This window comes from Streptomyces sp. NPDC005931, from assembly GCF_042871235.1.
In the GTDB taxonomy this organism is placed as follows: domain Bacteria; phylum Actinomycetota; class Actinomycetes; order Streptomycetales; family Streptomycetaceae; genus Streptomyces.
In genome coordinates this window covers 32,262-58,622 of record NZ_JBIAIG010000018.1, presented here as the reverse complement: position 1 = coordinate 58,622, position 26,361 = coordinate 32,262, and the positions used below count along the sequence as shown (strand labels likewise).

23 protein-coding genes are annotated in these 26,361 nt (G+C 70.0%); 4 read left to right on the top strand and 19 right to left on the bottom strand.

Going from position 1 to position 26,361, the window contains the following annotated elements:
* Positions 1-14: 14 nt before the first annotated feature.
* The 9 genes from ACFYOV_RS29855 to ACFYOV_RS29815 all read right to left on the bottom strand — a co-directional run bounded on the left by ACFYOV_RS29855 (position 15) and on the right by ACFYOV_RS29815 (position 7,776).
* Complete coding sequence (locus ACFYOV_RS29855; protein WP_389092918.1) at positions 15-485, bottom strand: VOC family protein; 471 nt, start codon at positions 483-485, stop codon at positions 15-17.
* A 40-nt stretch (positions 486-525) separates the two neighbouring features.
* Positions 526-855, bottom strand: a complete 330-nt coding sequence (locus ACFYOV_RS29850) for a putative quinol monooxygenase (protein ID WP_389092916.1) — start codon at positions 853-855, stop codon at positions 526-528.
* The gene (locus tag ACFYOV_RS29845) at positions 852-2,033 is read right to left on the bottom strand and encodes a hypothetical protein (RefSeq protein ID WP_389092913.1); all 1,182 of its coding nucleotides are present in this window, start codon (positions 2,031-2,033) and stop codon (positions 852-854) included. Before ACFYOV_RS29845 ends, ACFYOV_RS29850 begins: the two co-directional genes overlap by 4 nt.
* A 48-nt stretch (positions 2,034-2,081) precedes the next feature.
* Complete coding sequence (locus ACFYOV_RS29840; protein ID WP_389092911.1) at positions 2,082-2,552, bottom strand: VOC family protein; 471 nt, start codon at positions 2,550-2,552, stop codon at positions 2,082-2,084.
* Positions 2,549-3,814 carry a hypothetical protein gene (locus ACFYOV_RS29835; protein WP_389092908.1) on the bottom strand — a complete coding sequence of 422 codons (1,266 nt, stop codon included), beginning with the start codon at positions 3,812-3,814 and terminating at the stop codon, positions 2,549-2,551. The genes ACFYOV_RS29840 and ACFYOV_RS29835 overlap by 4 nt, the downstream gene beginning before the upstream one ends.
* Positions 3,815-3,820: 6 nt before the next feature.
* A complete protein-coding gene (locus tag ACFYOV_RS29830) occupies positions 3,821-4,198 on the bottom strand; it encodes a cupin domain-containing protein (protein WP_389092906.1) in 378 nt (125 codons plus the stop codon).
* 55 nt (positions 4,199-4,253) lie between these two features.
* Positions 4,254-5,153 carry a 4-hydroxy-tetrahydrodipicolinate synthase gene (gene dapA, locus ACFYOV_RS29825; RefSeq protein ID WP_389092904.1) on the bottom strand — a complete coding sequence of 300 codons (900 nt, stop codon included), beginning with the start codon at positions 5,151-5,153 and terminating at the stop codon, positions 4,254-4,256.
* 305 nt (positions 5,154-5,458) lie between these two features.
* Complete coding sequence (locus ACFYOV_RS29820; RefSeq protein WP_389092901.1) at positions 5,459-6,553, bottom strand: pyridoxal-phosphate-dependent aminotransferase family protein; 1,095 nt, start codon at positions 6,551-6,553, stop codon at positions 5,459-5,461.
* Positions 6,554-6,927: 374 nt separating this feature from the next.
* Positions 6,928-7,776, bottom strand: coding sequence for a helix-turn-helix transcriptional regulator (locus tag ACFYOV_RS29815; RefSeq protein ID WP_389092899.1), 849 nt, complete (start codon positions 7,774-7,776; stop codon positions 6,928-6,930).
* Positions 7,777-7,893: 117 nt separating this feature from the next.
* Between ACFYOV_RS29815 and ACFYOV_RS29810 the strand changes: the two genes are divergently transcribed.
* Positions 7,894-9,354 carry an MFS transporter gene (locus ACFYOV_RS29810; protein WP_389092896.1) on the top strand — a complete coding sequence of 487 codons (1,461 nt, stop codon included), beginning with the start codon at positions 7,894-7,896 and terminating at the stop codon, positions 9,352-9,354.
* A 20-nt stretch (positions 9,355-9,374) separates the two neighbouring features.
* Here ACFYOV_RS29810 and ACFYOV_RS29805 read toward each other — a convergent pair whose 3' ends face one another.
* The 4 genes from ACFYOV_RS29805 to ACFYOV_RS29790 all read right to left on the bottom strand — a co-directional run bounded on the left by ACFYOV_RS29805 (position 9,375) and on the right by ACFYOV_RS29790 (position 14,212).
* A complete protein-coding gene (locus tag ACFYOV_RS29805; RefSeq protein ID WP_389092894.1) occupies positions 9,375-10,298 on the bottom strand; it encodes an LLM class F420-dependent oxidoreductase in 924 nt (307 codons plus the stop codon).
* A 125-nt stretch (positions 10,299-10,423) separates the two neighbouring features.
* Positions 10,424-12,214 (bottom strand): 2-isopropylmalate synthase, encoded by a 1,791-nt coding sequence (gene leuA, locus ACFYOV_RS29800; RefSeq protein ID WP_389092891.1) that lies wholly within the window; start codon positions 12,212-12,214, stop codon positions 10,424-10,426.
* A gap of 143 nt (positions 12,215-12,357) precedes the next feature.
* On the bottom strand, positions 12,358-13,737 hold the full coding sequence (locus ACFYOV_RS29795; protein ID WP_389092888.1) for a benzoate/H(+) symporter BenE family transporter: 1,380 nt from the start codon (positions 13,735-13,737) through the stop codon (positions 12,358-12,360).
* Positions 13,721-14,212, bottom strand: a complete 492-nt coding sequence (locus tag ACFYOV_RS29790) for a YbaK/EbsC family protein (protein WP_389092886.1) — start codon at positions 14,210-14,212, stop codon at positions 13,721-13,723. The genes ACFYOV_RS29795 and ACFYOV_RS29790 overlap by 17 nt, the downstream gene beginning before the upstream one ends.
* A gap of 111 nt (positions 14,213-14,323) precedes the next feature.
* On the opposite strand from ACFYOV_RS29790, the gene ACFYOV_RS29785 reads away from it, so the two are divergent.
* Positions 14,324-14,848, top strand: a complete 525-nt coding sequence (locus tag ACFYOV_RS29785) for a helix-turn-helix domain-containing protein (protein WP_389092883.1) — start codon at positions 14,324-14,326, stop codon at positions 14,846-14,848.
* Positions 14,849-15,529: 681 nt separating this feature from the next.
* Here ACFYOV_RS29785 and ACFYOV_RS29780 read toward each other — a convergent pair.
* Together ACFYOV_RS29780 and ACFYOV_RS29775 are read right to left on the bottom strand one after the other, a co-directional pair.
* Complete coding sequence (locus tag ACFYOV_RS29780) at positions 15,530-16,057, bottom strand: hypothetical protein (protein ID WP_389092882.1); 528 nt, start codon at positions 16,055-16,057, stop codon at positions 15,530-15,532.
* Between the two features lie 77 nt (positions 16,058-16,134).
* A complete protein-coding gene (locus ACFYOV_RS29775; RefSeq protein WP_389092880.1) occupies positions 16,135-16,947 on the bottom strand; it encodes a Crystal protein ET79 in 813 nt (270 codons plus the stop codon).
* Positions 16,948-17,478: 531 nt separating this feature from the next.
* On the opposite strand from ACFYOV_RS29775, the gene ACFYOV_RS29770 reads away from it, so the two are divergent.
* Entirely contained in the window at positions 17,479-20,190 is a 2,712-nt protein-coding gene (locus tag ACFYOV_RS29770) for a BTAD domain-containing putative transcriptional regulator (protein WP_389092878.1), read from the top strand.
* 234 nt (positions 20,191-20,424) lie between these two features.
* Here ACFYOV_RS29770 and ACFYOV_RS29765 read toward each other — a convergent pair whose 3' ends face one another.
* The 3 genes from ACFYOV_RS29765 to ACFYOV_RS29755 form a co-directional block, all read right to left on the bottom strand.
* Positions 20,425-20,634 (bottom strand): hypothetical protein, encoded by a 210-nt coding sequence (locus tag ACFYOV_RS29765; RefSeq protein ID WP_389092876.1) that lies wholly within the window; start codon positions 20,632-20,634, stop codon positions 20,425-20,427.
* A 323-nt stretch (positions 20,635-20,957) separates the two neighbouring features.
* Entirely contained in the window at positions 20,958-21,620 is a 663-nt protein-coding gene (locus ACFYOV_RS29760; protein ID WP_389092875.1) for a response regulator, read from the bottom strand.
* Positions 21,595-22,767: a sensor histidine kinase gene (locus ACFYOV_RS29755; protein WP_389092872.1), complete on the bottom strand. Its 1,173-nt coding sequence runs from the start codon at positions 22,765-22,767 to the stop codon at positions 21,595-21,597. The genes ACFYOV_RS29760 and ACFYOV_RS29755 overlap by 26 nt, the downstream gene beginning before the upstream one ends.
* A 175-nt stretch (positions 22,768-22,942) precedes the next feature.
* On the opposite strand from ACFYOV_RS29755, the gene ACFYOV_RS29750 reads away from it, so the two are divergent.
* Positions 22,943-25,213: an MMPL family transporter gene (locus ACFYOV_RS29750; RefSeq protein ID WP_389092870.1), complete on the top strand. Its 2,271-nt coding sequence runs from the start codon at positions 22,943-22,945 to the stop codon at positions 25,211-25,213.
* A gap of 792 nt (positions 25,214-26,005) precedes the next feature.
* On the opposite strand, the gene ACFYOV_RS29745 is transcribed toward ACFYOV_RS29750, so the two are convergent.
* Entirely contained in the window at positions 26,006-26,170 is a 165-nt protein-coding gene (locus ACFYOV_RS29745; protein WP_389092867.1) for a hypothetical protein, read from the bottom strand.
* Between the last annotated feature and the right edge of the window lie 191 nt (positions 26,171-26,361).

The following is a 26,361-nucleotide window of genomic DNA, read 5'->3' as shown; positions in this document are numbered from 1 at the left end:
GGGTGTTCCCTTCCTTACTTCTGTGCGCCGGAGAGCAGCAGCGGCGCGCTCGGGTCCAGACCTCGGGAGTCGTTGACGAACTCCAGGTACATCCCGTCCGGGTCGATGACGAAGAAGTAGTCGACGAGCGTGCGGCCGCGGGCGATCTCGGTGACTTCACCGATGCCGGCGTCGATGATCTCCTGGCGCGCCGCCGCCAGGTCGGCGACGCTGAAGCCGAGGTGCTTCACCCCGACCTCCGGCAGGTTGTTGCCGACGGTGAAGGCCGGGCGCGGCCCGTCCTCGTTGGCGGCGTAGTGGAACAGCTCCAGCACGTAGCCGCTGCCCTCCTGCTGGAGGTGCGTGATCGACAGCGACTTGTCCTCCTTGGTCCACTCGAGGATCAGGCGGAATCCGAAGTAGCCGTAGAAGGCCTTGGAGGCCTCCAGGTCGGCGACGGAGAAGGCGGTGTGGTGCGGCTGGTAGACGGTCGTGGGCGCGGTCATGCGTCCTGCTTTCGAATGGTCTGCGAGGGGCTTCGGGCCGTCAGGGGCGGGGGGCGAGCGCGTTCGCGCTCAACAGCACGTTCAGGAACTCGATGCGGGGCGGGCCTTGAACGAAGGGCACGTGGCGCCGCCCGAACTCGGCGGTCTGCTCCGTGGCGCGGTGTTCCTTGAAGGCGGCCTCGTCGCGGTAGATCTCGTAGAACACGCGGGCCAGCGGCTCGCCGTCGATGCGGTGCACCGCGTAGCCCAGCAGGCCGGGTTCGTTGGCCGCCGCCTGCGAGATGCGCCACTCGGCAAGTGCGTCGAAGCCCTCGACGCCCTCCGGCTTGAGGTCGAACCGGGCGACGACGGCGTACGGGGCCGCGCTCACTGTTCCCCCCGGGCGGATGCCAGCAGGGGGAAGCCGCCTTCGTAGGTGACGCCCCGGGCGAGCTCGTCCTCGTTGGCGGCGATGCAGTCGGCGAGAGCCGCCACCCACTCGGCCGTCACCTCGCGGCGGCGGGCCGTGGCGAGGATCTGGCGCAGCGGGTTGATGTGCGCCTCGGCGAGGCCACGCAGGCTGCGGATCTGCTCGGGGGTGACGTCGTGCGGGAAGGACGGTGGCAGCGGGCTGTCGCTGACCTTGAAGTTGAGGATGGTGCGGATGCACTTCTCGCACTGGCAGCAGTTGCGGTCCTTGTGCTCCCCCTGCCAGCACACCCGGAGGTTGGCCGCACCATCGGGCCACAGCCGGGCGAGGCCGGCGACCTTGTCGCTGCGCTCGACGCCGGTCGCGTCGTGGTGTATTCGCATCCGTCCGCCGGAGAGCATCCAGTCGGTCATCGGGTTGGAGCCCCAGGGCAGCACCAGGGAGCCGTACGGCTCCGAGCTGGCGATGACGCCGTGCTGGAACCGGCCGCTGAACAGGGTCAGTACGGAGGTCATACCGGTGGCGAAGGCGTCCTCCCAGTGGCTGAGGTCGCTGTGCCACAGCTTGCGGAAGTTGGTGGTCACCGGCAGCAGTTCCACGCCGACGCCCTGCAGCAGGGGAACGCTTCGGGTGTACAGCGCCTGGTAGGCGTCGAGTTCCTCGAGCGGAATGTCGTAGCCGTGCACCATGACCGCGGCGGTCAGGTCGAGCGAACCGCGGCCGGCAGCCTTCTTGACGTGACGGATGGTGGTGAAGGCGCTGTCCACGCCACCGGAGAAGGTCTGCACGGCGGAGCGCGTGTCGGGGCCTTCCCGGTCCGGCACCTCGCGGTCGGCCGTGAGCTCCACCACGCTGTAGCGCTCGGGACGCCACTGCACCCATGCGGCCTGGAACTCCTCCAGGTTCTCCAGCAGCGTCGCGGAGACCGCTCCTTCCACGTGCAGGTTCTCACCCTTGCGCATGGCCAGGAAGAGTGTGGCCAGCAGGAAGGGGTCCATGGTGTCGGTCAGGTACGGGACGTGCCGCGGGTCGACGCGGAACCACAGGCGGTCGGTCGTGACGCCGTCCTGGTGGGACACGTCGACGGAGAGCTCCATGCGGCCGTCGGTCTCGGTGCGCTGGACTGGCGCGATCCTCATGCTCGATTGCTCCTTCTGAGAGGCCGGGTGGCGGGCTGGGGTCCCGTGTCAGGCGGTGGGGGCGGTGGGCGACTGGATGAGTTCCACGAGGTTGCCGTCGGGGTCGCGGAAGTAGAGGAACCTGACGCCGCGGGCCTCGGCTGGCGCGTCCATCTCGACGGCGCCGCCGACCACCTCGATCCGCCGGTCCCGCAGTTCGGCGGCGGCTGCGGCGATGTCGGGCACCGCCAGGGCGATGTGGCGCAGCCCTGTCGTGTTGGACGGGGCGGCGGCGGGGTCGGGCAGGACGGACCGTTCGTACTGGGTTAGCTCCAGGACGGTGTGCGCACCGGGGATCCTCAGATGGACGGTGGTGGCCTTGGCGCCCGGCACGCCCACGCCCTCGGCGAACCGGGGGGAGGTCAGCTCCAGCCGCTTGGCGACCTCGGCTCCGAGGAGACCGACGTAGAAGGCGGTCAGTCGGTCGATGTCCTCGGTCACCACGGCCACGTGGAGCAGCCCGTGGACTGTGATCGTCATGGGACGAGTACCTCTCGGCTGGGCGCTGAGCCCGCGGTGGCCGGGGTTCCGCCCGGGCCGGGGGCAGCGGTGTGGAAGGCGGGGTCGAGGGCGGGCAGGACACCGGCGATGCGAGCCCGCTGACGCTGCTCCAGGAAGGACAGGAAGGCCTGTCCGACGCCCGCGCCGAGCCCCAGCTTGAAGGAGTCGGCGACCCAGCCCTGGAGGACGTCGCCGCGGGCCTGGGCGCCGGACCCCGGCCGGTGGCCCGGCGGGTCGGCCACGGCCGACCGGATGAGGGCCGAGTTGCGCAGCACTTCGTCGAGGTCGACCTGGGCCGGGGCGGCCGAGGACAACGTCGTGAAGGCGCTGGAGATCATCCCCAGCATGTTGTCGTCGGAGGTGAAGAGCTTCTTGCCGATGAGGGTGCTGCCCCGGCAGAGCATCACACCGGCCTTGATGTCGGACAGTTCCTCGCAGATCGGCGCGTAGGTGGCGTGGATCGACAGGCCGCCCCGGCTGAACAGGTCGAGGCTGCGCACGATGGTCGGGTGGTGCAGGTTGGAGTAGTGGACGAAGGCCGCGCCGCGGGCCGCGCGGCCCACGAGGACGCCTTCGCCGAGCCGCAGCGGCGTGCCGTCGCGTGCGGTCGTCGGGTCGCGGTCCTCGGCGTACTCCACCCCTGCCGGTTCTCCGAGCAGGTCTGTGCCGATGTAGAGCTGGTGCGGCATCTCGACCTCGAAGACGGTGGGCGAGTCCGCCCCGGAGGCGCCGCGTCCGCGCAGGTTGTCCGCGCGCCGGTCCTTGGAGAAGTTGGTGACGCACAGGACCGGGTCGAGGTCGTACAGGTCGATCAGCTCCCGGACCGCCCCGTGCACCTGGGAGTGCAGGTAGTTGCGCACCAGGACGGCCTGGGACGTCGCCAGGACGCGGCGGACGTCGTCGACCAGCTCCGGGGGGACGGTGAACGGCTTCTCGATGACGAACTTGCGGTAGCCGGCACGCCACCACTCGAGCAGGGAGGCGGCGAGGGTGCGGCTGGGCAGGCAGAGGTCGACGATGGTCGACTCCGGTGCGGTGGGCGCCAGTTCCTCACGTTCGGCCACCACGCGTTCCACGATCCGGTCGCGCCGCAGCAGGGCCGCCAGCTCGAGCCCGGCCCGGCGGGCGGGGTCGAGGAACTGGATGCGGCCGCGGTCCAGGAGACCGGATCGGGCGAGGTGGGAGTACGCGCGGTAGTGGAGGGACCCTGCCTTTCCCGCGCCGACGATGACAAGGTTCACGAGCGGTCAACCCGCCTTGACGTGCTCGACCGCGCCGCCGAAGTCCGCGTCGCCGATGTGGAAGGCGAGGTATCGCAGCGTCTCCGTGCCGGTGTTGGAGATCCGGTGCTTGGTGCCGCGCGGGATGCGGACGCAGGAGGCCGGGGAGAGCTGGAACAGCTCTCCGTCGAACTCCAGTTCGGCGTTGCCGGCGATGATGAAGTAGGTCTCGTCGGTCTTCGGGTGGTGGTGGAGCTGACCCCCCTTGCCCGGCTCGGTGCTGGCCATGGCCACCCGCACGACCCGGCTGCCGGGGTCGTCGGCGGCGGCGTAGAGCAGCGAGCGCACGACGTCGCCGCCGTACACGCCTTCGGTCATGGCGTCGACATCGAGGAACGGGTTCATCCTGTGCTTCCCTTCACGGGTTCGGGTGACTGCGGGAGTGGCGCTGTGCGCCGGTTCAGAGAAGCTCGCAGTCCTTCATGATCGTTTCGAGTTCGCCGATACGGTCCTCGGGCAGCGGGGTCAGCGGCAGTCGCGGGTCGCCGACCTCGAAGTGGGCCAGTGAGAAGGCCTTTTTCAGGGCGATGGGGTTGGTGGCGAAGTAGATGCCCCGGTAGAACTCGGCGAACTTCAGGTACAGGTCGCGCGCGGTGGCGAAGTCGCCCGTGAGGGCGGCCTCGACGATCGAGCGGCTCTGGCGGGGCATGACGTTGGCCGCCACCGAGATGTGGCCGTGCCCGCCCAGCAGCAGCGCGGGCAGCGCCGTGAAGTCGTTGCCTGCGAGCACCACGAAGTCGGCGTCGCGGACCAGGTGGAGCACCCGGCGCAGCCGCACGATGTCCTGATTGCCCTCCTTCATTCCCCTGATGTTGGGGTGGCTCGCCAGCTCGGCGACCTGGTTCGGCGAGATGTCGACGGTCGTACGGCCCGGCAGGTTGTGCATCATCAGCGGGATGCCGACGGAGTCCGCGACCGTGCGGAAGTACGCCACCAGGCCGCGCTCGGTGGGCGGGTCCAGGTAGGGCGTGAAGGCGAGTACGGCGTCGGCTCCGAGCTTCTCGGCCTCCTTGGCCAGCTCCAGGGTGCGGGTCAGGTTCTCGGTGCCGATGTCGGGGATGACCATGGCACGCCCGGCGGCCTGCTCGACGCAGATGGCGGTGACGCGCAGCTTCTCCTCGTCGGTGAGAGCGGCTGCCTCGCCGGTGACGCCGTTCGGGCACAGCCGCGTGACGCCGTTGTCGATCTGGAAGTCGACCAGGCGGCGCAGCGCGTCCTCGTCGAGGGCCCCGGATGCGGTGAAGGGGGTGAGAAGGGTGGTGTACGCGCCGACGAAGCGGCGGGTCCGGGTGCTCAGCACGTGATCTCCAAGTGGGTTGCATGGGCCCTACGGAAGAGGGCAGGACGGTGCCGCCCCCTGCGGACGGCGGGCTGGGACGCATGGTCCGGCCATGCCGGGGTTCGGATCGGCGCGCGTCACGGGGCGACCCCGGGTGAGCGCGTGGCGGCAGGGGGTGGCGCGGAGGGGTCCCTGTGCGGCGCCGTACGGCGGCGGTGAGGGAGTGCGGAAGGAGAGACGGGGGTGACGGTGACGAGGGAGCGAGGCAACGGCGGGGACCGGGCAGCCGGGAAGGCGGCCGTCGCGTCGAGTGGGAGGGGCGCGCCTCAGGCGGTCCGCAGCTCCTGTTGCCCGCACAGGACGGCTGCCATGGCGGCAGGGGCCCGGCCGGGTTCGTGGCTGATGCCGCGCTCTACCAAGAGGATCTCCAAGGCGGTCAGCACGGGGAGCAAGTCGAGCGGGGAGACCGAACCGATGTGTCCGATCCTGATGATCTTCTTCTTGAGGTCGCCCTGGCCTCCGGCGATACGGATGCCGAAGCGGTCGTGGAGCGACTCCACGAGGCCGTCGGCGCTGCCGTCGGCGGGAAGCACCGCGGCGGTCAGGGAGTTCGAGGGCCGGCTCCGTGCGAGGAGCGGCAGTCCCATGGCCTCCAGGCCGGCCCGGCACAGGTCAGCGCTGTGTACATGCCTCTGCCAGACGCTCTCCAGCCCTTCGGCCTCGATCCGGTCGAGGCCTGCGGCGACGGCGAACAGCGTGGCGTTCGGTGGAGTGTTGGGGACGGTGCTCTCCCGCGCGGCCTCCCGCAGCAGGTGGAAGTTCCAGTACGAGTACCCCTGGGACGGACGCACCACGTCCCAGCCACTCTCACCGACGGCGACGAAGGCGGCCCCCGGCGGGCTCATCAGGCCCTTGTGCGACGCAGTGAGGGCGAAATCCACGCCCCACTCGTCCATGTGGAACGGTTCGACGCCGATCGAGGTCATCGTGTCCGCCACCACGGTGGCGCCGTAGCGCCGTCCCAGTGCGGCGAGGCGCTCCACATCGTGCGCGACTCCGGTCGAGGTCTCGCAGTGCGTCAGCATCAGATGGCGCGGCCTCAGCGCCGCCAGCTCGCGCTCCACGGCTGCGAGGTCGAAGGTCTCTCCGTCGGGCGCCTCGTGGAGCCGGACGTCGGCCCGATAGGTCTGGCTGAGCTCTGCCCAGCGGCGCCCGTACTTCCCCGCGGCGAGGACCATGACGGTGTCGCCGGGCTCTACGACATTGGCGACGACGGCTTCCATCGCGCCGGTGCCGGAGGCCGGAAGCATGAGCACTTGGCCGCTGGTACGGAAAAGATTCTGCAGGCCGCCGTGAATTCTTTCGTAAAGCTTCTTGAAGTGCGCTGTACGATGGTGCGTCAGTTGGGCGATCGACGCCATCCGGATGCCCAGCGGAACATGAGTGGGCCCTGGCGTGAACATATCTAAGTCATGCATCAGCATCCCCCGGTGAACAAAACACGTCGTTCGACAGTGCGGGGTACCGCACCCTGTGCAGTGAAGGCCAGGTTTAGCCTCAGGAATCCGCGGGCTGAACGAGTTTGGTTAGCCCGTGCCAGGCGGTGCATTCACACTTGCACCTACGGCCGAGCAGATCAAGAGACATTTTGGTGGAGCGCCGAAGTTCTCTCATCTACCCAGTTCAGGGCCGTAATGTGAGCCGCTCGGAATGTCCAAGGGGTGGACACCTCCCTGGCGTGACTGACGAACACGCACCAAAGCCGCCACGACGCACGCGGACTCTGCGACGAAGATCACTCCGCCTGCCCGGAGAGGAGCCATTCCACCTTCTCCGAAGTCCCGGTGCCGTCCACGGGGTTGTAGAGCACCACGGTGAGGTCCGGCCGCGCAGGCAGCCGCAACTGGGTGCTCTCGAAACTGAGCATGCCGACGAGGGGATGCTGGACCTCGTTGACGACCACGCCCAACTCCTTGACGTCCTGTCGCTTCCATAGCTGGGCGAACTCCGGGCTCGTCCGCAGCAGTTCGTCGATCACCTCGCGGAACCCCTCGTCGTCGGGGCGCTCCGCGGCCGAGGCACGGAAGGCGGCGACAACGGTCGGCGCGATCCGCTCCCAGGCCCGGGCCCGGGCCCCTCCCTGACGGAACCTGTCGTGGCGGAAGAAGCCCACCAGGCAATTCCGGTCGGCGCCCGGCATGCCTAGGGCGAGGCTCGCCGACTCGTTCCACGCCACGTGGTTCCAGTAGCGGTCCAGCATCGTCGCCGGGCGGGGCGCCCACGCTTCGATGAGCCGTTGCAGCCCTGCGCAGTACGCGACCCTCGGCGCTGCGTCGGGCAGCGGGGGATTCACCCCGGCCAACGCGTACAGGTGCCGCCGCTCGGTGTCGTCCAGCCTCAGGACGCGGGCCACCGAGTCCAGCACTCGTGGCGAGACGGCGATGTCCCGGCCCTGCTCCAGCCACTGGTACCAGGACAGCCCGACACCGGCGAGCACCGCTACCTCCTCCCGACGCAATCCGGGGGTGCGTCGTCGCCCGCCCGTCGGGAGCCCGGCGTCCGCGGGGGTGACCCGGGCGCGCCGGTTACGCAAGAAGTCCCTCAGCTCCGGTCGGTGCACCGGCGCGCGGTCCGTCGTAGTCATCTCGTCCTTCCCCTCGTCACCACCGCCGCGCAGCAGCGGTGTCGGTGTGGCTGGTGGTGGGACCACCGGCATTGACAGGCACTTCCTCGGGCTTCCGGGACGGTGAAGTCTTGGGCCATGACAAGCACTTCAACCGAATCGCAGGCGTCGGGCGCACCAGTGTCCGCCTCCGCCACCGACGACAGGCTGACCGCCCGTGCCCGGCTCACTCTGCTCCTCCTGTGCGCCGCGCAGTTCATCATCGCGCTCGACTTCTCCATTCTGAGCGTCGCGCTGCCCGTGCTCGGCGAGGACCTGGGCATGGGGCAGGCCGACCTCCAATGGGCGATGACCGCCTTCGCCCTGCCGTCCGGCGGTTTCCTGCTGCTTTTCGGGCGAATCTCCGATCTGTTCGGCCGTCGCCTGCTGTTCCTCGCCGGTCTCGCCGCCTTCACGCTGGCGTCCGTGCTGGCGGCGGCGGCGTGGGACCCGGCGTCGTTCCTCACCGCGCGCGCCTTGCAGGGGCTCGGCGCCGCCGCCGTCGTGCCGACCGGCATGTCGCTGCTGACCACGACCTTCCCGGAGGGTCCGCAGCGCAACAAGGCACTGGCCGTGAACGGAACGGTCCTGTCACTGGGTTTCACCGTCGGCATCCTGCTGGGCGGCATGATGACCGACCAGCTGGGCTGGCGTTCCACCATGGCCATGCTGGCCGGAGCAGGGGCGATCGTCGCGCTCGTCGCGCCCGCGCTGCTCGCCGAGAGCCGGCCCGCCGAACGACCCCGTCTCGACGTCCCCGGCGCGGTGACCGTCACCGGCGGTCTGCTGAGCGTCATCTACGCGCTCTCCACCGCCGCCGACCAAGGCTTCGGCGAGGTCGAAGTGATCGTCGCCCTCGTCCTCGGTCTGTTGCTGCTTGCTGCGTTCGTGGCCGTGGAGTTCCGTGCGGCCCAGCCGCTGGTCTCCCTCCAGATGCTGCGCCGCCCCGGCGTGGCCTTCGGCAATCTCGGCGGGCTGACCACGTTCTCGATGATGAGCTCGGTCATCTTCCTCCTCACCCTCTACCTCCAGCAGGTGCTCGGTCTCTCGGGCTTCGAGACCAGCCTGGTCTTCGGCGCGCAGGGCGTCGTGCTGGCCGTCACCGGGATGGTGGCCTCCCGGATCGTCGCCGCCATCGGAGCCCGGGCGACGTTGGTCACCGGCCTCGCCGTGCAGGCGGCGGGCACGGCGGCCCTGGTGTTCCTGCCGGCCCGCGGCGGTGTCCCGCTGGCCGTCACCGCGCTGCTCCTGGCATCCGTCGGGCACATGTCCGCGGTGGTCTCCTACGGCATCAACGCCACGTCGGGGCTGACCGACCATGAGCAAGGCCTGGCCACCGGCCTGGTCACCAGCGCGCAGCAGATCGGGATCACCGTCGGCATCCCGGTGCTGAGTGCCCTCGCGGCCGGCCGCGCGAGCGCCCTGGAACGGACGGGCGAGGACGTGGCGGCCGCCCTGCGCGCGGGTACCCGGCTGGGTCTGGGGGTGGACGCGGCGCTGGTGATGGCCGCCGCGCTGGCCATCGCCGTCGGACTGCGGCGGGCGCGTGCCGCGCGCTGACCCTCCGGCCCGCCACCGGGTCAGGGCAGCCGGGTGGCGATCTCTTCGGCGATGAGGTCCAGCTCGTCGAGATCGGCCAGGTCGAGGAGTTGGAGGTAGATCCGGGTCGCGCCGGCCGCCTGGTAGCGGTCCAGTGTCTTGAGGACCTCGTCGGGCGTGCCGGCGAGGCCGGTCGCCCGCAGTTCCTGGGGGTCGCGGCCGATGGCCGCGGCCCGCAGCCCGACCTCGGCCTCGTCACGGCCCACGCACACGGTCAGCGCCGCCGAGTACACCAGCGCATCCGGATCCCGTCCGGCTGCCTCGGCCGCCTCCCGGACCCGCCTGAACTGACTCTCCGTGTCACCCGGGGCGGCAAAGGGCACGTTGAACTCGTCGGCGAACCGGGCGGCCAGAGCCGGGGTGCGCACCGCTCCGCGGCCGCCGATCAGCACCGGCACCCGTCCCCGTACGGGCTTGGGCAGCGCCGGGCAGTCCACCAGCCGGTAATGCGGACCCTCGTGGCTGAACGTCTCGGCCACGGGCGTGTCCCACATGCCGGTGAGGATCTCCAGCTGCTCCTCCAGCCGGGCGAACCGGGCGGCCGGGAAGGGGATCCCGTACGCCAGGTGCTCGCGCTCGAACCAGCCGGTTCCCAGGCCCAGTTCGATACGGCCGCCGGACATCTGGTCCACCTGGGCGACCTGTACGGCAAGCACTCCTGGGAGGCGGAAGGTGCTCGCCGTCATCATCGTGCCGAGGGTGATGCGGTTGGTCTCGCGGGCTAGTCCGGCCAGGGTGATCCAGGCATCGGTAGGGCCGGGCAGAGCGTCGCCCGGGGCCACCTTGACATAGTGGTCGGATCGGAAGAAGCCGTCGAAACCGAGGCCCTCGGCAGCGCGAGCGACGCGTAACAGGGTCGGATAGTCGGCCCCCCGCTGAGGCTCGGTGAGTATCCGCAGATCCATCAGTCCTCCTGTGTCCTCTCCCTCTCCGGAGGGGGGCATGGCACGGGGCCGTCCCGGAGGGACAGCCCCGCTCTGTGCATGGGGCGCCGCCAAGTCAGGCCTGCCGGCCTTCCTGCGGCAGCGGGTCAGGACCGTGCGCGCAGGCTTCGGTTGACCGCCGAGACGACCGCCTTGAGGGAAGCCGTGACGATGCTGGAGTCGAGGCCCACGCCCCAGAAGGTGCGCCCGTCGACGGTGGCCTCCACGTAGGCGGCGGCGCGGGCGTCACCGCCCGTGGACATCGCGTGCTCCTGGTAGTCCCCGACCCGTACGTCGATCCCCAGCTCGGCGAGGGCCGACACGAAGGCGTCGATGGGGCCGTTGCCGACGCCGTCCAGCGTCCGCTTCTCACCGTCGAACAGCACCTCCACCGAGAAGGAGTTCTTGTCGTCGATGACGGTGGCGGACTGGTGCGACAGCAGAGCGATCCGGCCCCATGGCGTGACCTCGCCGCCCCGGCCCACGGCGCCCGCCTCGGGAGCGTCGACAGGCAGGTACTCCTCGACGAAGGCCGCCCACATCTCCGCAGGGGAGACCTCGCCGCCCTGGGCGTCCGTACGGTTCTGAACCACCTGCGAGAACTCGATCTGCAGCCCGCGCGGCAGGTTCAGCTTGTGCTCGCTCTTCATGATGTGAGCGATGCCGCCCTTGCCGGACTGCGAGTTGACCCGGATGACCGCCTCGTATGTCCGGCCCACGTCCTTGGGGTCGATCGGCAGGTACGGTACGGCCCAGTCGAAGGCGTCCACCGGGGTGTCCGCGGCGGCCGCCGAGCGCTCCAGCGCCTCCAGGCCCTTCTTGATGGCGTCCTGGTGCGAACCGGAGAACGCCGTGTAGACCATGTCGCCGCCGTACGGGTGGCGCGGGTGCACCGGCAGCTGGTTGCAGAACTCGACCGTGCGGCGGATCTCGTCGATGTCGGAGAAGTCGATCATCGGGTCGATGCCCTGGGAGAACAGGTTCAGGCCCAAGGTCACCAGGCATACGTTGCCGGTCCGCTCGCCGTTGCCGAACAGGCAGCCCTCGATGCGGTCGGCGCCGGCCAGGTAGCCCAGCTCGGCGGCCGCCACGGCCGTGCCACGGTCGTTGTGCGGGTGGACGGACAGGACGACCGCCTCACGCCGGTCCAGGTGGCGGTGCATCCACTCGATGGAGTCGGCGTACACGTTGGGCATGGCCATCTCGACGGTGGCCGGCAGGTTCACGATGACCTTGCGGTCGGCCGCCGGCTGCCAGACGTCGATGACCGCGTTGCAGATCTCGGCGGCGTAGTCGAGCTCGGTGCCGGTGTAGGACTCCGGTGAGTACTGGAAACCGATCCCGGTGTCCGTCATCCGCTCGGCGAGGTCGGCGCACAGGCGTGCGCCGGTCACCGCCAGTCCGGTGATCTCGTCGCGGTCCATGCCGAACACCACGCGCCGCTGGAGCGTGGAGGTGGAGTTGTAGAGGTGGATGATGGCGTGGTCGGCGCCGCGTACCGCCTCGAAGGTGCGCTCGATGAGGGCGCCGCGGGAGGGCACCAGCACCTGGATCGCGACGTCGTCGGGAATCCGGTCCTCTTCGATGAGCCGGCGGATGAAGTCGAAGTCCGTCTGGCTGGCCGACGGGAAGCCGACCTCGATCTCCTTGTAGCCCATGGAGACCAGCAGTTCGAACATGAGCAGCTTGCGGTCGGCGCCCATCGGGTCGATCAGGGCCTGGTTGCCGTCACGCAGATCGACGGCGCACCACTGGGGCGCCTTGGTGACGGTCTTGCCGGGCCAGGTGCGGTCGGGCAGATCGACCGCCCGGAAAGGCTGGTACCGCCCGTACGGCATCCCCGAAGCGGTCTGGATCGGGAACGCGGGTGTCGGCTGGACGGAAGGTGTGGCATTCATCGGGACAGTTCCCCTGTGGATTCGTCGCGGCGGCGGGCCGACTGTGTGGCGCATGGCCGAACTCCCGCGCCGAGGAGGTCGAGCCCTAGAGGCCCTCGGCGCGGCAGATAAGGGGGAGGCGAGTGTGGTGTACGTCGCGCATGTCAATGCACCCTACAAGTGCGTTTCTCCGGGGGACCGGCCTTTTGCGTGTCATCTCCCATGCTGAGACGCGGAGTCAGGGTGTCCGAGTCGACGGTGGAACCGGCGACGGGGACGACGGGCGGGCCGGCAGGCTGTTCGGGCGGCCTGCGCGGCAGGTGGCCGCGCATCACCGCCCAAGTCAGCGCCCCGGCCAGCACGCCCCAGAACGCGGAGCCGATGCCGAGCAGGGTCACTCCCGACGCCGTGGCCAGGAAGGTGATGACGGCAGCCTCCCGCGCCCCCTCGTCGGCCAGCGCGGAGGACAGCGAGTTGCCTATGGCGCCGAGCAGCCCGAGTCCGGCTATGCCCAGGACGAGGGCGGTGGGCAGCGCGGTCAGCAGCGAGCTCACGGCGCCGCCGAACACGCCCACCAAGAGGTAGAACACGCCGGCCCAGACACCGGCCAGATAGCGCCGGTCGGGGTCGTCGTGTGCCTCGCGCCCGGTGCAGATGGCGGCCGTGATGGCCGCGAGGTTCAGCCCGAAACAACCGAAGGGCGCCAGGAGCACGTTGGTGGCACCCGTCCAGCCGATCAGCGGCGAGACCGGCACCCGGCCGTAGCCGTCGCCCCGCAGTACCGCCACGCCCGGCAGATTCTGCGAGGCCATCGTCACGACGAACAGTGGCAGCGCGACACTGATGATCACTTGCCAGGAGAACACCGGCGCGGTGAAGACCGGTTCGGCGATGTCGAAGCGGATCCCTGCGGGACGCAGCGAGCCTTGCGCGGCGGCGACGGCGACGCCCACGGCGAGCGCTCCGACGATCGTGTATCGGGGCGCGAACCGTCGGCCCGCCAGATAGACCGCGAACATGGAGAAGACGACGACGAAATCGCCGTCCATCCGGGCGAACAGCCCGGTGCCGAACTGTACGAGGATCCCGGCCAGTAGTCCCGCCGCCAGGGGGACCGGTATCCGGTCCATGACCCGCTCGAACCAGCCCGTCAGCCCGCTGAGCAGGATCAGCCCGGCCGAGACGAGGAAGGCGCCGACCGCCTGAGGCATTGTCACCCCGTCGAGCCCGGCCACCAGGAGTGCGGCGCCGGGGGTGGACCAGGCCGTGACCACCGGCGCTCTGTAGCGCAGCGACAGCCCGATGCAGGTGACCCCCATGCCGACGCCGAGGGCCAGCATCCATGAAGTGGTCTCCTTCGGACCCGCCCCCGCCGTCTGCGCGGCGGTGAAGACGATCGCGGCGGAGCTGGCGACTCCGACCAGTACCGCGATCAGACCGGCGGAGACCGCGGAAGGCGGCGCGGCCCGACGTAACGCGTGAGCGCTCGCGCGCGAGCGCTCGCCGGGCGGGGCCTCCTGCGAGCGGTTACGAAGTGACAGCAAGAAGGGTTCCATCGGTCAGGCGCAGCAGTTCAGCGGCGGTCGTCGGGAAAACGGTCCGGGGGGTGCCCGCCGCCGCCCAGATCTCGGAGTATTCGGTGAGTGCTTCATCGACCACTGTGGGAAGCCGCCGGGGGTGACCGACGGGGGCGACGCCGCCGATGGCCTGCCCGGTGGCTTCGCGGACCTGGTCCGCCGTGGCCCGCAGGAGCGGGCCGCGCCCCCAGCGCGCCGCGAGCGCGGCCGTGTCGACCTTGTGGCGGCCGCTGGTCAGCACCAGGACCGGCTCGGCATTGGAGAGAAAGACGAGGCTGTTGGCGATCGCGCCGATCTCGCAGCCGAGGGCGGCGGCGGCCTCGGCCGCGGTACGCGTGGACTCCGCCAGTTCGCGCACCTGTCCCGGCACTCCGGCTTCGGCGAGGCAACGGGCCACCTCTTGGCTGCGGGCGGGCAGGGGAGCACTGCGGGGGGAGGTCATATCACTCCTAGAGCATCACCAGTGCGTTCCATATACAGAACGCCATGTTCGTGAAACGTTAGGTCGTGGGCGTGGCCACAGTCAACGCCGAACGAGGATCGGAGAAGAGTCGTGGGGCTGGCGGACCAGGTAGGGCACCGTTTGAGGGAGCTCCGAAGGGACCGGGGAGTGTCCCTCTCAGAGTTGGCGCGACGCTCCGCGATCGGCAAAGGCACGTTGTCCGAGCTGGAGAGCGGTCGGCGCAACCCGACTCTGGAGACCCTGTACGCGCTCACCCGCGCTCTCGGAGTCCCTCTGAGCGGCGTCCTGAGCGCCGCCGATCCGGCCAGGATCTCGGGTGACGCCGTGGACGCGGTCCTGACGGACAAGGTCGAAGACGCCCACGCCGTCACGGAGGTGTTCCGGATACGGATCCGGGCCGACACGTTCCAGGAATCGGCCGCGCACGCCCCGGGCACCGAGGAACGCATCGTCGTCCTGACCGGCGCCGCACGGGTGGGTCCGGCCTCATCTCCACTCCTGGTGCACGCCGGCGGGCAGACCGAGTGGGTCGCCGACGTCCCCCACGTGTACGGAGCACCCTCCGGTGATGTCGAAGCAGTCCTGTTCGTGCGCTATCCGGTGCTACGTCACTGAGCAGAGGCCGCTGCGCTCACAGGGCAGGGTTGTCGCGCCGGGCCTGGAGAGGCGTGTGCGTGGCGGGTGAGCCCGTGGGCCGGGCGTCGTCAGGGCTTCGACGGGGTGTGAGGTTCCAGCAGAAGCTTGCTCCCATCACCGGCCAGGATGCCGACCTCGACGCCGTTCGGCTCATCGTCAAGGGCGAGCAGTACATGACGGTCTTTTAACCCTCCGTGCGGAAGCCGCCTCGGCTGCCGCGATCGCCGTAGCTCTCGGGCGCGGCGAGGATCTCCCGACGCCACCACGACGACCACCGACAGCCCCACCGCCAAGGACATTCCGTCCGTGCTGCTGACTCCTTTCGGCGAGCACCACGTCGCCGGGGCGGGCCGTGATCTCGCTTGGGGAACCAGGGGCGCCGGTCGACTTCGGCTGCTGTCGGCCATCTGCTTCGGGGGCCAAGTGCTCACTCGGCGACCAACTCTCCTCGGCGAGGTGGGCTTCATGTTCGGTGCCACGTCCTCGGAACGCCGGCTGGGGAAGTCCGAGCCCCAGAATCCTTTTGACAGCCGGCTTGCCCGGCCGGCGCCGACCGTGAGCGACTGAGGTCCGCTCAGTCCTGCCCCGGCCCGAAGTGAACCGGCCGCCTCCGCAGGGGATCCCGCCGACGCGGCCGGAACACCTCACCGCCGATGGAGGCTAGGGAAGCGTGTTGACCATGTACCACCAATAGGCCTGGGCGGCCGACACGACCACGCCGGCGGCCGTGGCCGCCAGGTAACGGCCCGTCACCTTGTTCCGCAGCGCGACGCTCCCCGAAGGGCCGGCCACCGTGTACCAGTGGAAGGCGTCGCCATAACCCTGCGAGACGAGGATGGCGTCGCCTGCGGCCCTCAGACTCTGCCCGTACTGCTCGGCGTCCATGTTCAGCAGTGATACGGAGCCGTCGCTGTTGCTGCTCATTCGCCATATGGCGTCGTCGCGCCCGCCTCCGTACCACAGCCGGCTGGCCCTGCAGACCACCGTCCCGTAGTAGTCGGCGTCACCGAGCCACAGATCGGGCTTGTCCTGAGGAGCCAGTACATACGTGTTGCCCGCCTGCGCGGTAACGGCCGTGCGCGCGGGGCCCGCTTGCTCCGTGTCGTCGGGGGCCGCAGCGGCCGAGCCCGCCATGAGGACGGTCAGGGCGGCAGCGCATGCGAGTGCCACGGTGTATCGAGACATCATCGTCCCTTCTCTCCTGTGCGACAGGAGACGCTGTGGGGAATTGAGGCGATCGACGGGCCGGCGACAGGAACGAACCGTCACCGCTTCATCACGGTGAAGGTGACGGCGGCATTGTCACCACGGCCGCCGTCCTGCCGACAGGTGTATCCGGGGGGAACCGAGCAGGAGTATGTGTTGTCGCCCACGTAGGGGTTGTTCCAGGAAATGCCGACGGTGCCGACATTGAACATGTTGTACACCGCCTGTCCTTCCGTGCCCGTCATGAAGCCGTTCGACTCCGACTGCCAGATCGCGTTGGACATCGGGTACACGCGGTCCGGCGGGAGCAGGTTCTCGCTCCACGTGCCGTGCGTCAGACTCGATGACGTCCGAACCATTTCGTTGGGCGTACGATTTTGCAGCGTGACGTGCGTGCTGCGGGCCGCGGCCGCGGCCCGCTCCCCACGGTGCGGAGCGGCGGTGCGGCCACTTCCGCTGATGGTGAACCAGACTTCGGCGTTGTTGCCGCTGCCGCCGGACCGCGTGCAGGTGTAACCGGCGGGCGCCGTGCAGCTGTAGGTGTTGCTGCCCACGTAGGGGTTGTTCCAGTGGATGGAGAGCTCACCGGCGTTTCCGATGGAGTAAAGAGCGTCACCCTCCGTCCCCGTCATCACGCCGGAGGAGTGGGACCCCCAGACGACCTCGGTTCCGCCGTCGATGACCTCGGGTGGCGTCGCGTCGTCCCAGACTCCGTGCGACAGCGACGAGTAGTTGCGGTACATCGTCGTGGTTGTCCCGTTGACGACGTGCACCCGGGTACTGCGGGCCGACTGCACCGACGGCGTCGATTCGCGCGCGGTGTCGTGACCTGTCGCGGCGGACGAACTGCCGCCCGAGGTCAACACTGCCACGGTGGCCAAGGCGGCCAAGGCGGTCGCCGTAGTGGCGCCGCGCGCCGCAAGGGCCCAGTGCACCGTGCCCCGACGAGATCCTTCGCTGTCCGACATTGCGCCTCCTGTTCCTCGTTCTGGCTTTTCGGGAAGAGCCTGCCGGGAGGGCCTAACAGTGATGTAACGCGGATCATGAGGGGGAGGACGTCCGGCCGCTAGTTCGTCGTGAGGTCTCTGCAGACGTCGTGTCCTCGGCCGCGGGCCAAGCGCTCGGCGGCGGCCTGCGGACAAGGAATCGCTCCATGAGCGCATACTTGAATTTCGTACACTTCATCAGCTCCCGTAGCCCCGGAAAATCGCTAGGGTATTCCCTGTCGGCTCCCCGCAACCGGTGGCGGGGATCACAATGACGGATCGGATATGAGGGCGATTTCCAGCCGGACTTGGAGCATCGAATGTCCAATTTCCGCACTCCGCCCCATTGGGTGTGAGCGGGCTCGTCTAACCTTCCGGAATATCCACCAGGACAATCCGGTCAAGGAGGCATCACTGATGGAATTCCGGCTCCTCGGGCCGGTTTCGGCTTTCGCGGGTGACGGGGAGGTACCGCTCGGCCCTCCCAAGCGCCGAGCCGTGCTGGCGCTGCTCCTGCTCGCCGACGGCACACCCGTCAGCGCTGGACGGATCATCGACGCTCTGTGGGACACCCGGCCACCCACGCACGCCCGGACGGTCGTCTACGGCCATGTCTCCGCTCTTCGCGGGCTGATGCGCGCGGCCCCCGAAGCCGATCTCGTCACCGGCGTCGGGGGCTACGCGCTGCGCGCAGCGCCGGACGCGGCGGACGTGTGGCGCTTTCAAGAACTGGTGCGGCGTGCCGTGGCGGCTTCAGTGGATCGGCGGGTTGTGCTGCTGAGGGAGGCCCTGGGCCTGTGGCGGGGCCTGGCGCTCGGCGGAGTCGGCGACACACCCCTCCTGTCCGCGGCCGCCGACCGGCTGGCGGAAGAACGCCTCGTCGCTCTGGAGCGGTTCGCCGATGCCCTGCACGCATGCGGCGAAAGCGCGGAAGCCCTCGCCCTACTGGGAGCCGCAGTCGAGAGCCACCCGCTGCGCGAATCCCTGGTCGCGGCCATGATCCGTTCGCTGCACGCAGCAGACCGCCAGTCTGACGCCATCACGCTCTACCGCCGCACCCGGCGGCTGCTCGCCCAGGAGTTGGGTGTCGACCCCGGATCCGCGCTCTCCCAGGCGTATCTCGCCGTTCTCCATTCCCGGCCACGACACCGACGCCCCCTCGACGAGCCCAGACCGACCGTACCCACACCGTCCGTGCCCGGGCCTCGGACCGCCGCACGCCCGATCACCGCCGCAGACACCCCGCTGCCGAGTCCCTGCCTCCTGCCACGCGCCCCGGCCGGGTTCGTGGGCCGCACGGACGACCTCGCCCGCCTCACCGGAATGGTGCGAGCGGGCCACTCGACGTTGACCGTCGTGACCGGCCCGGCCGGGGTCGGCAAGACCTCCCTGGCGGTGCACTGGGCCTACGCTCACGTCGACGACTTCCCCGACGGCATCCTCTACGTCGACCTGCACGCGATGGAGCCGGACAGCACCGGAGGCTCCCAGCACGCCGGCGCACTGCACGACCTCCTCCTCTCCCTCGGCGTACTCGAGGAACGCCTGCCGCGGAACGGACACGCCGCGGGCAACCTCTACCGCTCGTTGGTTGTCGGCCGCCGCGCTCTGGTCCTGCTCGACAACGCCCGCGACTCGGCGCAGGTACGCCCTCTCCTACCCGGCTCGCCCGGGTGCACGGTGCTGGTGACCAGCCGCAACCGGCTCGAGGGACTGGTAGCCACCGACTGCGCCCGGTTGCTGCCACTGGAGCGGCTCGCGCCACCGGACGGAGTACGCGTCCTGCGGAGCGTCATCGGCGACCTGCGCGTGGCCGCCGAACCCGCCGCCGCCGAGAAGTTGGCCGCACTCTGCGACGGCCTGCCCCTGGCGCTGCGGCTGGCCGCCGCCCGGCTCGTGGCACGGCCCCGGCTCACAGTGCGCGCAATGGCCGACGACCTGGTCGACGAACACCAGCGGCTCGCCCTGCTGTCGACCGAGGACCTCGGCGTCGAAGCGACACTGCGACTCAGCGCACAGCAACTGCCTCCGGCCGGGGCGTTGCTCTTTCGCCAACTGGCCCTGCACGTCGGCTCGGAGCTCGACGGTGCCGCCGCGGCGGCACTCAGCAGCCTGCCGCCCGCCGCCGCGAGCGCCGCCCTGGACGAACTCGCCGCGGCCCACCTCGTCGAGGAACGAGCGAGCGGCCGTTACATGATGCACGACTTGGTGCGGCTCTACGCACGTTCCCTGGTGTCGCAGGCCGACGCGACGGGCCTGAAGCGGCTTCTGGTGCACTACCTGGCGGCCGCCCAGGCCGCAGCGGTGACGGCCGAACCCGGCAGCCAGCCGTGTTGCGCCCTGCCCTCGGAGACGTCCCCGCCCGGTCCGCCCCCGGCATTCGCCGACCGCGCTGCAGCGATGGCGTGGTACGTCACGGAGCGTCCGAACCTCACCGCCGCGGTGGCCGCGGCGTCCGATGCCGGGCATCCGGAGCTGGCCTGGCGCATCGCCGTGCAGATGTGGCCGCTGATCGTGCGGCAGGTCCACGAGGGCTGGGAGCCAACTCTCGAACTCGGCCTCGCCGCAGCCGCCACACTCGGCGATATCGACGCCGAGTCGCGGTTGTGCTCGTTGCTGGGATGGGTCCTCACCGAGAACGGGAACCACACCGCGGCGCTGGAACACCTCCGACGCGCACCTGACCTGGCCGTCCGGGCCGGAGACCAACGGGGGCGGGTGATCGCTTTGATCAACTGGGCCGCCGCACTGGAACGCACCGGGGACCTGGCCGGCGCCGGGATCCGGCGCGAGGAGGCAGCACAGATGGCCCGCTCCCTGGCCCATCCGCACACGGAGACCCTGGCCCTGTATCACCTGGCGAGCCACCTCCTCGCCGTCGGCCGCCCCGACGAAGCCCTGTCCAGGTGCCGACGAGGACTTGCGCTCGCCCCGCACCAACAGTCGGATGAGCGCCGAGCACTGCTGCTCACCGTGTGCGGCAAGGCCTTGCGAGCACTCGGGCGTGACGGAGAGGCCCACCGCTGCTTCGGCCAGGCCGCAGCCCTCACCAGACCACAGGCAGTGCACGAGCCACCATCCGCCGGAGCAGCCCCGGCCGGAGGGACCATCCACACTCTCACGGGCTGACGACCGCCGGTACGGACCTGGACCCAGCCGTCACAGCCTCACGGAACGTCCCGAAAGCGCTCCGAGCGGTGCCCGGCTCACAGCTCGGGAGCATAGGTCAGCAAGTGCTCAACTCAAGAGGCGCTGTCCTCTCCGGCACCGCGTAGCCGGTCGGCCCGCGTCCGGGTCACCCCCGAGACGGTGGGGCCCATCAAGGCACAGGCGCCATCCACCGGCTCGCCATGGGGGTGCGGCTCAGTGGTCGTCGCGAATGGTGGTCGCGATGCCGTTGCTGATCACGACCTCGGCGCTGAAGCCCTTCGTGGCGGCCGCCTCCAGTTCGGCCTCGGTGCACTCGGTGCCGCCTTGACGGCCTTCACCCGTGTTCGTGTCACCGCAGATGTCACCGTAGCCCCGGATCTCGGTGTCCTCAGCGATGAGGAACTGCTGCTCGACGTCCTTCATGTCGGAGACCGTGTACCCGCCCGGCGCCCAGGAGGCGTTGCCGAACCAGGTTCCGTTGACACCCTTGCCCTTGTTTGATGCCCCCGACGACGGTCTCGTCGGAGTCGGAGCCAGACGACGAGCCGGAGCCCGAACCCGAACCGGTGGACCCGGGACCTGCCCCGGAGTCGGAGTCCTGCTGGGCGCCACGCCGCTCGGCTCCGTCCCGGTTTCGGCCTCCTGGTACGTCTCGCTCTGGGGCAAGTGAGGCACGTGGAGCCGACGTGAGCCGACCGGTGCACTGATGTCCGGGCGGGGACTCATGGGACAGCCCGGCACCCGGCTCAGGTTCCGGGGAGGATACGGCGCGTTTCGTAGGCCCACATCGCGATCTCGACCCGGTTGCGGGCGCCGAGTTTGGCCATCAGGCTGGCCAGATGCGTCTTCACCGTGCTGAGGCTGATGTGCAGCGCGTCGGCGATCTCGGTGTTGGTCAGCCCGCGGGCGACGGCGAGGAGCACCTGCTCCTCGCGGGCGGTGACGGGTGAGACCGGCTGGGCCGCGGGCCGGCCGGCGGGCAGGTCCGCGAATGCCTGGAGCAGGCGGACGGTGACGCTGGGCGCGATGAGCGCCTCACCGTCGGACGCCGACCGTACGGCCTGCGCCAGAAGGTCCGGTCCCGTGTCCTTGAGGAGGAATCCGCGGGCGCCGGCACGCAGTGAGCCGTAGACGTACTCGTCGAGGTCGAACGTGGTGATGACGACCACGGCCAGCGGGTCGGCGACGCCCGGGCCGGCGACCAGCCGGGTGGCCTCGAGCCCGTCGAGTACGGGCATGCGGATGTCGAACAGGCAGACGTCGGGGCGTAGTTCGCGGGCCAGACGTACGGCTTCCCGCCCGTCGGCGGCCTCGCCGACCACCTCGATGGCGGGCTGGGCGTTCAGCATGATCCGCAACCCGGTGCGGATGATCGTCTGGTCGTCAGCGACGAGGACGCGAATGGACACCGCTCTCGCTCCTCGCTCTCGGCAGTTCGGCTGCGACATGCCAGCCCCGGTCGGTACCCGGGCCGGCTCGTAGTGTGCCGCCGAGCAGAGTCGCGCGCTCGCGCAGTCCGGTAAGTCCGTATCCGTCGCGACCCCGCCCGGTGCGCCGGCCGTTGTCGCGCACGCTCACCCGTACCGTGTGCCGTTCCGCGGCGACCCGAACGACGAGCTCGGTCGCGTCGACCGCATGGCGCAGCGCGTTGGTCACCGACTCCTGCACGATCCGGTAGACGGCCGCGTCCACGGCCGGGGGCAGCGCGCCAAGTTCGCCGTCGAGCCCCAGGTCGACCCTGAGGCGACCACCCGGGGTGCGCACCAGGCGCTCCAGATCCGCGACTCCGGCAGGGGGCGCCAGCTCGGCGCCGACCCCGCGGTCGCGCAGCGCGGCGACCATGGCACGCATTTCCTCCAGCGTGCGCGCCCCTTCCTCCTCGACCCCCTCCAGCGCCTCGGCGGCGGCGGACGGGTCGGTGCCCGCGAGCACCCGGCCCGCCTGGGCGATGATCACCATGGCCGACACGTGGTGGGCCACCGTGTCGTGCAGTTCCCGGGCGAGCTGCTCGCGCTCGCGGGAGCGCACCTGCTCCAACTGCCGCTCGCGAGCGGTCACCCGGAACCGCACGGCGGCCCCGACCACGCCGGGCATCAGCAGGAAGACGAAGCCCACGACATTTTCGACGACCGGGGTCTCGTCCGTGACGGAACACAGCGCGCCGGCCGCGAGGATCACCGCGCCGCCCAGCACGATCTCGCGTCCCGATCCCCACCGGGGCAGCGCGTACACCAGCACGAGCACGACCGCGCCGGTGTACAGGCCGACGGGCTCGCGCGGTTCGGCGACGAGCGAGGCCACCTGAAGCAGGATCACCGAGCCGAACGCCAGCGTCACCGTCGTCAGCGGGCGGATCCGGCGCCACAGGGGGAGCAGGCACAGCCATACGGCGAACACCACCGCCACCGGCCGCCACACGACGTTCTCGCGCAGGGTGGCCTCCAGCGCCACACCGGCAAGGCCCGCGGCGAGCAGCGCCCAGTCCCGCCGCACCCGGGCGGGCGCGTCGGGCGGCCGGGGTTCGGTCCACAGGGTTCGCAAGTCGTCTCGGAGCATGGTTCTCAGCCTAGGGACCGCGGTGTGCCGCGCATCAGCCGAAAGGACGGGTCGTCACTCCGCCCCGGGGCCGATGGATCCGCGACCCGCGGGCCGATGCCGCGGAGCGCCGTGGCGACCAGCCTCGGCATCGGCGGCCGTACAAGGACGGCCGACGAGATGGTTGGAGGACCCGATGCTCTCGAAAGCCCTGTTGCGCCTGGGCGCAAGCGCCGCCCGCCATCCCTGGCGGGTGACCGCGGCATGGCTGATCACCACCACGCTCGCCGTCCTCGCCGCCGTCGCCTTCGGCGGGCGGACCGCGGACTCGATGACCGCTCCGGGACTGGACTCCCAACAGGCCGCGGAACTGATCGAGCGGGCAGGCACCGGCCAGGAGGGGATGACCGCCCAAGTGGTCGTCACCCCCCTCGACGACGGTGCGACGTTCTTCGACGACGACGGCGCGCGCACCGCTCTCACGCGGCTGCGGGCCGAGGTGAAGCGGCTGCCGCACGTGCTCGGCACGAGCGACCCGGCGGGGGCGCTCGACGGGGGCGGGGACACCGCCGTGCGCGACGGCCTCGTTTCGGCCGACGGGCGGATCGCGGTCGTCCGGGTGCAGTACCCCGACCAGAGCCGGCTGTCGGCCGAAGACCTCGACGCCCTCGTCGATCTCGGCGACCGGCTGCGCGCGGAGCTGCCGCTGCGCATCGAGATGGGCGGGAACCTCTTCTACGTCTTCTCCGACCCCGACGGCGGCGCGAGCGAGCTGATCGGCCTCCTCGCCGCGGCCGCGATCCTGTTCCTGGCGTTCGGCTCGCTCGTCGCCGCCGCGCTGCCGATCGGCATGGCGGTCTTCGGGCTGACCGTCGGGGTCGCCACGATGACGGTACTGGCGGGGGTGACAGAGGTCCCCACCTTCGCACCGGTCCTGGGCAGCATGGTCGGGCTCGGAGTGGGAATCGACTACGCGCTGTTCGTGCTCGCCAGGCACCGGGAGTACCTAGGGTGCGGGCTCGATCCGCAGGCGGCAGCCGGACGAGCGGTGGCAACGGCGGGGCGGCCGGTGGTCTTCGCCGGCGGCACCGTCGTCGTGTCGATCCTCGGCCTGGCGGTCGCGAACGTGCCGTTCATGACGGTGGGCGGGGTTGCCGTCTCGATCGTCGTCCTGACGATGGTGCTCGCGTCGGTGACGCTGCTGCCGGCCTTCCTCGGCGCGGCGGGCCCGCGCCTGGCCCGGGTCGGCCGGATCGGCCGGGCTCTGCAGACCAGGAAGCTGGGCCGACTCGCACGGCGGCGGGATCCGGCGGCAGGCGCCGCCCACGCCGCCGGGTGGCGTCGCTGGATCGGGCACGTCAGCCGGCACCCGGTGCCGTACGCGGTCGGCGCGGCGGGGCTGCTGCTGACGGCGACGCTGCCCGTGCTCGGCCTGCGCGTCGGCCTGCCCGACGACGGCTCACTGCCCCACAGCCGTACCGAGCGCCGAGCCTACGACCTCGTCGCCGAGGGGTTCGGCCCGGGCACCAACGGTCCCCTCGTCATCGCCGCGGAGCCCACCGGTGATCCGGGAGTGCTGGACCGGCTCGTCGGGGCGGTCGCGGCGGATCCGGGCATCGCATCCGTCGCGCCGACGCACATCGATCGGGCCACCGGCATCGCGACCCTCGTGGTGTTCCCGACCACCAGCCCTCAGGACAAGGCCACGGCCGACACCATCGCCCGGCTGCGCACCGACGTGCTGCCCACGGCGATCGGGCACGGCCCGGCCAGGGCCCACGTCGGCGGCGCCGCCGCGAGCCTGTCCGATGTGGGCCAACGCACCAGCCAACGCCTGCCGGTGTTCGTCGCCGCCGTGCTGGCGATGTCGTTCCTGCTGCTGATGCTGGTCTTCCGCTCGATACTCGTACCGCTCAAGGCGGTCCTGTTGAATCTGCTGAGCATCGGCGCGGCCTACGGCATCATGGTCGCGGTCTTCCAGTGGGGCTGGGGAGGCGCACTCATCGGGCTGGAAGCGACGGTTCCGATCGTGTCGTTCATCCCGATGTTCCTCTTCGCCATCCTGTTCGGCCTGTCGATGGACTACGAGGTGTTCCTCCTCTCCCGCGTACGCGAGGAGTACCTGCGCACCGGCGACAACGGCACGGCGATTGTTGAGGGCGTCTCGCGCACCGCCCGGATCATCACCTCGGCCGCCCTCATCATGGTGGCGGTCTTCCTGTCCTTCGCCGTCTCCGAGGACCCCTCCACCAAAATGTTCGGGCTCGGCCTGGCCACCGCGATCTTCATCGACGCCACGGTCGTACGCATGATGCTGGTACCGGCGACCATGACACTCCTCGGCCGGTCCAACTGGTGGCTGCCGAAGTGGCTGGACTGGATGCTTCCCCGTGGCCCGGTCGGCACCGACGACACCGACGCGGAATCCACGGGTGAGGCCCCGCGTCCACGGCTGGTTGACCGTTGACTCAACTCCTGCCCGCCCTTGGCGTCCGGCACCTCAGCGCGTCACCTGGGGGCATATCGAGTCGTGATCATCGGGTCATTCTGGTGGGGCCTTGATCCAGATCATCAACGTCCCAGCTACTGCGCCAGGCGATGAGCGTCGGCGCCCACCTGCTCCTTTCAGACAGCCTGCGGCATGTGCGAGTGCAGCTCTGGCCATGGCTGCTACGCATCAGCGTCAAGGGCACATGTGCCTGGCCTGGGCTCCCAGGGCGGAAATTGTCGACATCCTGCTCGTCCTCCGGACATGGCAAGCCGGTCACCGAGCTGCTCGTCTATCGGGAGCTCGCTGAGGTGGCCGTCGATTGCCTCGCTGACGGCAGAGATCCGCTGCGCAGGCCCGCTTGGGGGCTACCGAGTCGGAGATCATCACGGTCACCGCCTCGTATCCGATCGCCTGATCCGGGCACCAGCCGGGGGGACGACGGAACGTTATCCGTCGTCCTCACCGGCACGGTCTTTTCGGTCAGCGTCGGACTGACATACGCGGCAGAGTATGTGGCGACCCCGGGTGATCACGGTTCCCCAACCATTGCATTCCTCGCAGTCGGCAGCCAAAGCGGCGTTGGCGCGGGGGGCGGGACCGGGAGTGGCGGTCGCTCCATCGAACATGCTGGTTCTCCTGGCCTCGGGACTTCCGATCGACGCCCACTTTAGCCCACTTTTTGCCCGTTTGGGCCCGATCATGTTGATTTTGTACCTCCTTTGCGTTCATGCGCACGACAATCATGGGAAGCGGCAGAACGACGACCAGCTAGTTCCAGCCCTGGCCGATCACGATGCTCGCACGCCTGTCGATCCGGTCGGCGATGACTCCCGTCGCGACCTCAGCGAGCCCGCTCACCAGGTAGAGCAGTGTCTGCAGCAGGGCCACCTGCCCGGCGTAGAAGCCTCGCTGCTGACGGAAGATGACGAACACGCCGCGCTGAAAAAGCGAGTTGGAGAGCACCGCGCACACGTGGAACGAGCGCGTGACACCCCGTGCTGCATGGTCGACGGCAGCCGACCCGCTGAGGGCCTCCGTGGGCGCCGGTCATGCTGCGGTCCCCTGGTGACTCCGGTGATCATTGGTGTGGTGCCCCTCCCGCCGACCGGCGCACCGCCGCCGAA

Bases quoted from the DNA above. Each gene is read 5' to 3' on its own strand.
- ACFYOV_RS29855 (WP_389092918.1), bottom strand. From the start codon at position 485: ATGACCGCGCCCACGACCGTCTACCAGCCGCACCACACCGCCTTCTCC.
- ACFYOV_RS29845 (WP_389092913.1), bottom strand. From the start codon at position 2,033: ATGAGGATCGCGCCAGTCCAGCGCACCGAGACCGACGGCCGCATGGAG.
- ACFYOV_RS29840 (WP_389092911.1), bottom strand. From the start codon at position 2,552: ATGACGATCACAGTCCACGGGCTGCTCCACGTGGCCGTGGTGACCGAG.
- ACFYOV_RS29830 (WP_389092906.1), bottom strand. From the start codon at position 4,198: ATGAACCCGTTCCTCGATGTCGACGCCATGACCGAAGGCGTGTACGGC.
- ACFYOV_RS29820 (WP_389092901.1), bottom strand. From the start codon at position 6,553: ATGGCGTCGATCGCCCAACTGACGCACCATCGTACAGCGCACTTCAAG.
- ACFYOV_RS29815 (WP_389092899.1), bottom strand. From the start codon at position 7,776: ATGACTACGACGGACCGCGCGCCGGTGCACCGACCGGAGCTGAGGGAC.
- ACFYOV_RS29810 (WP_389092896.1), top strand. From the start codon at position 7,894: ATGACAAGCACTTCAACCGAATCGCAGGCGTCGGGCGCACCAGTGTCC.
- ACFYOV_RS29805 (WP_389092894.1), bottom strand. From the start codon at position 10,298: ATGGATCTGCGGATACTCACCGAGCCTCAGCGGGGGGCCGACTATCCG.
- leuA (WP_389092891.1), bottom strand. From the start codon at position 12,214: ATGAATGCCACACCTTCCGTCCAGCCGACACCCGCGTTCCCGATCCAG.
- ACFYOV_RS29790 (WP_389092886.1), bottom strand. From the start codon at position 14,212: ATGACCTCCCCCCGCAGTGCTCCCCTGCCCGCCCGCAGCCAAGAGGTG.
- ACFYOV_RS29780 (WP_389092882.1), bottom strand. From the start codon at position 16,057: ATGATGTCTCGATACACCGTGGCACTCGCATGCGCTGCCGCCCTGACC.
- ACFYOV_RS29770 (WP_389092878.1), top strand. From the start codon at position 17,479: ATGGAATTCCGGCTCCTCGGGCCGGTTTCGGCTTTCGCGGGTGACGGG.
- ACFYOV_RS29765 (WP_389092876.1), bottom strand. From the start codon at position 20,634: ATGAAGGACGTCGAGCAGCAGTTCCTCATCGCTGAGGACACCGAGATC.
- ACFYOV_RS29755 (WP_389092872.1), bottom strand. From the start codon at position 22,767: ATGCTCCGAGACGACTTGCGAACCCTGTGGACCGAACCCCGGCCGCCC.
- ACFYOV_RS29750 (WP_389092870.1), top strand. From the start codon at position 22,943: ATGCTCTCGAAAGCCCTGTTGCGCCTGGGCGCAAGCGCCGCCCGCCAT.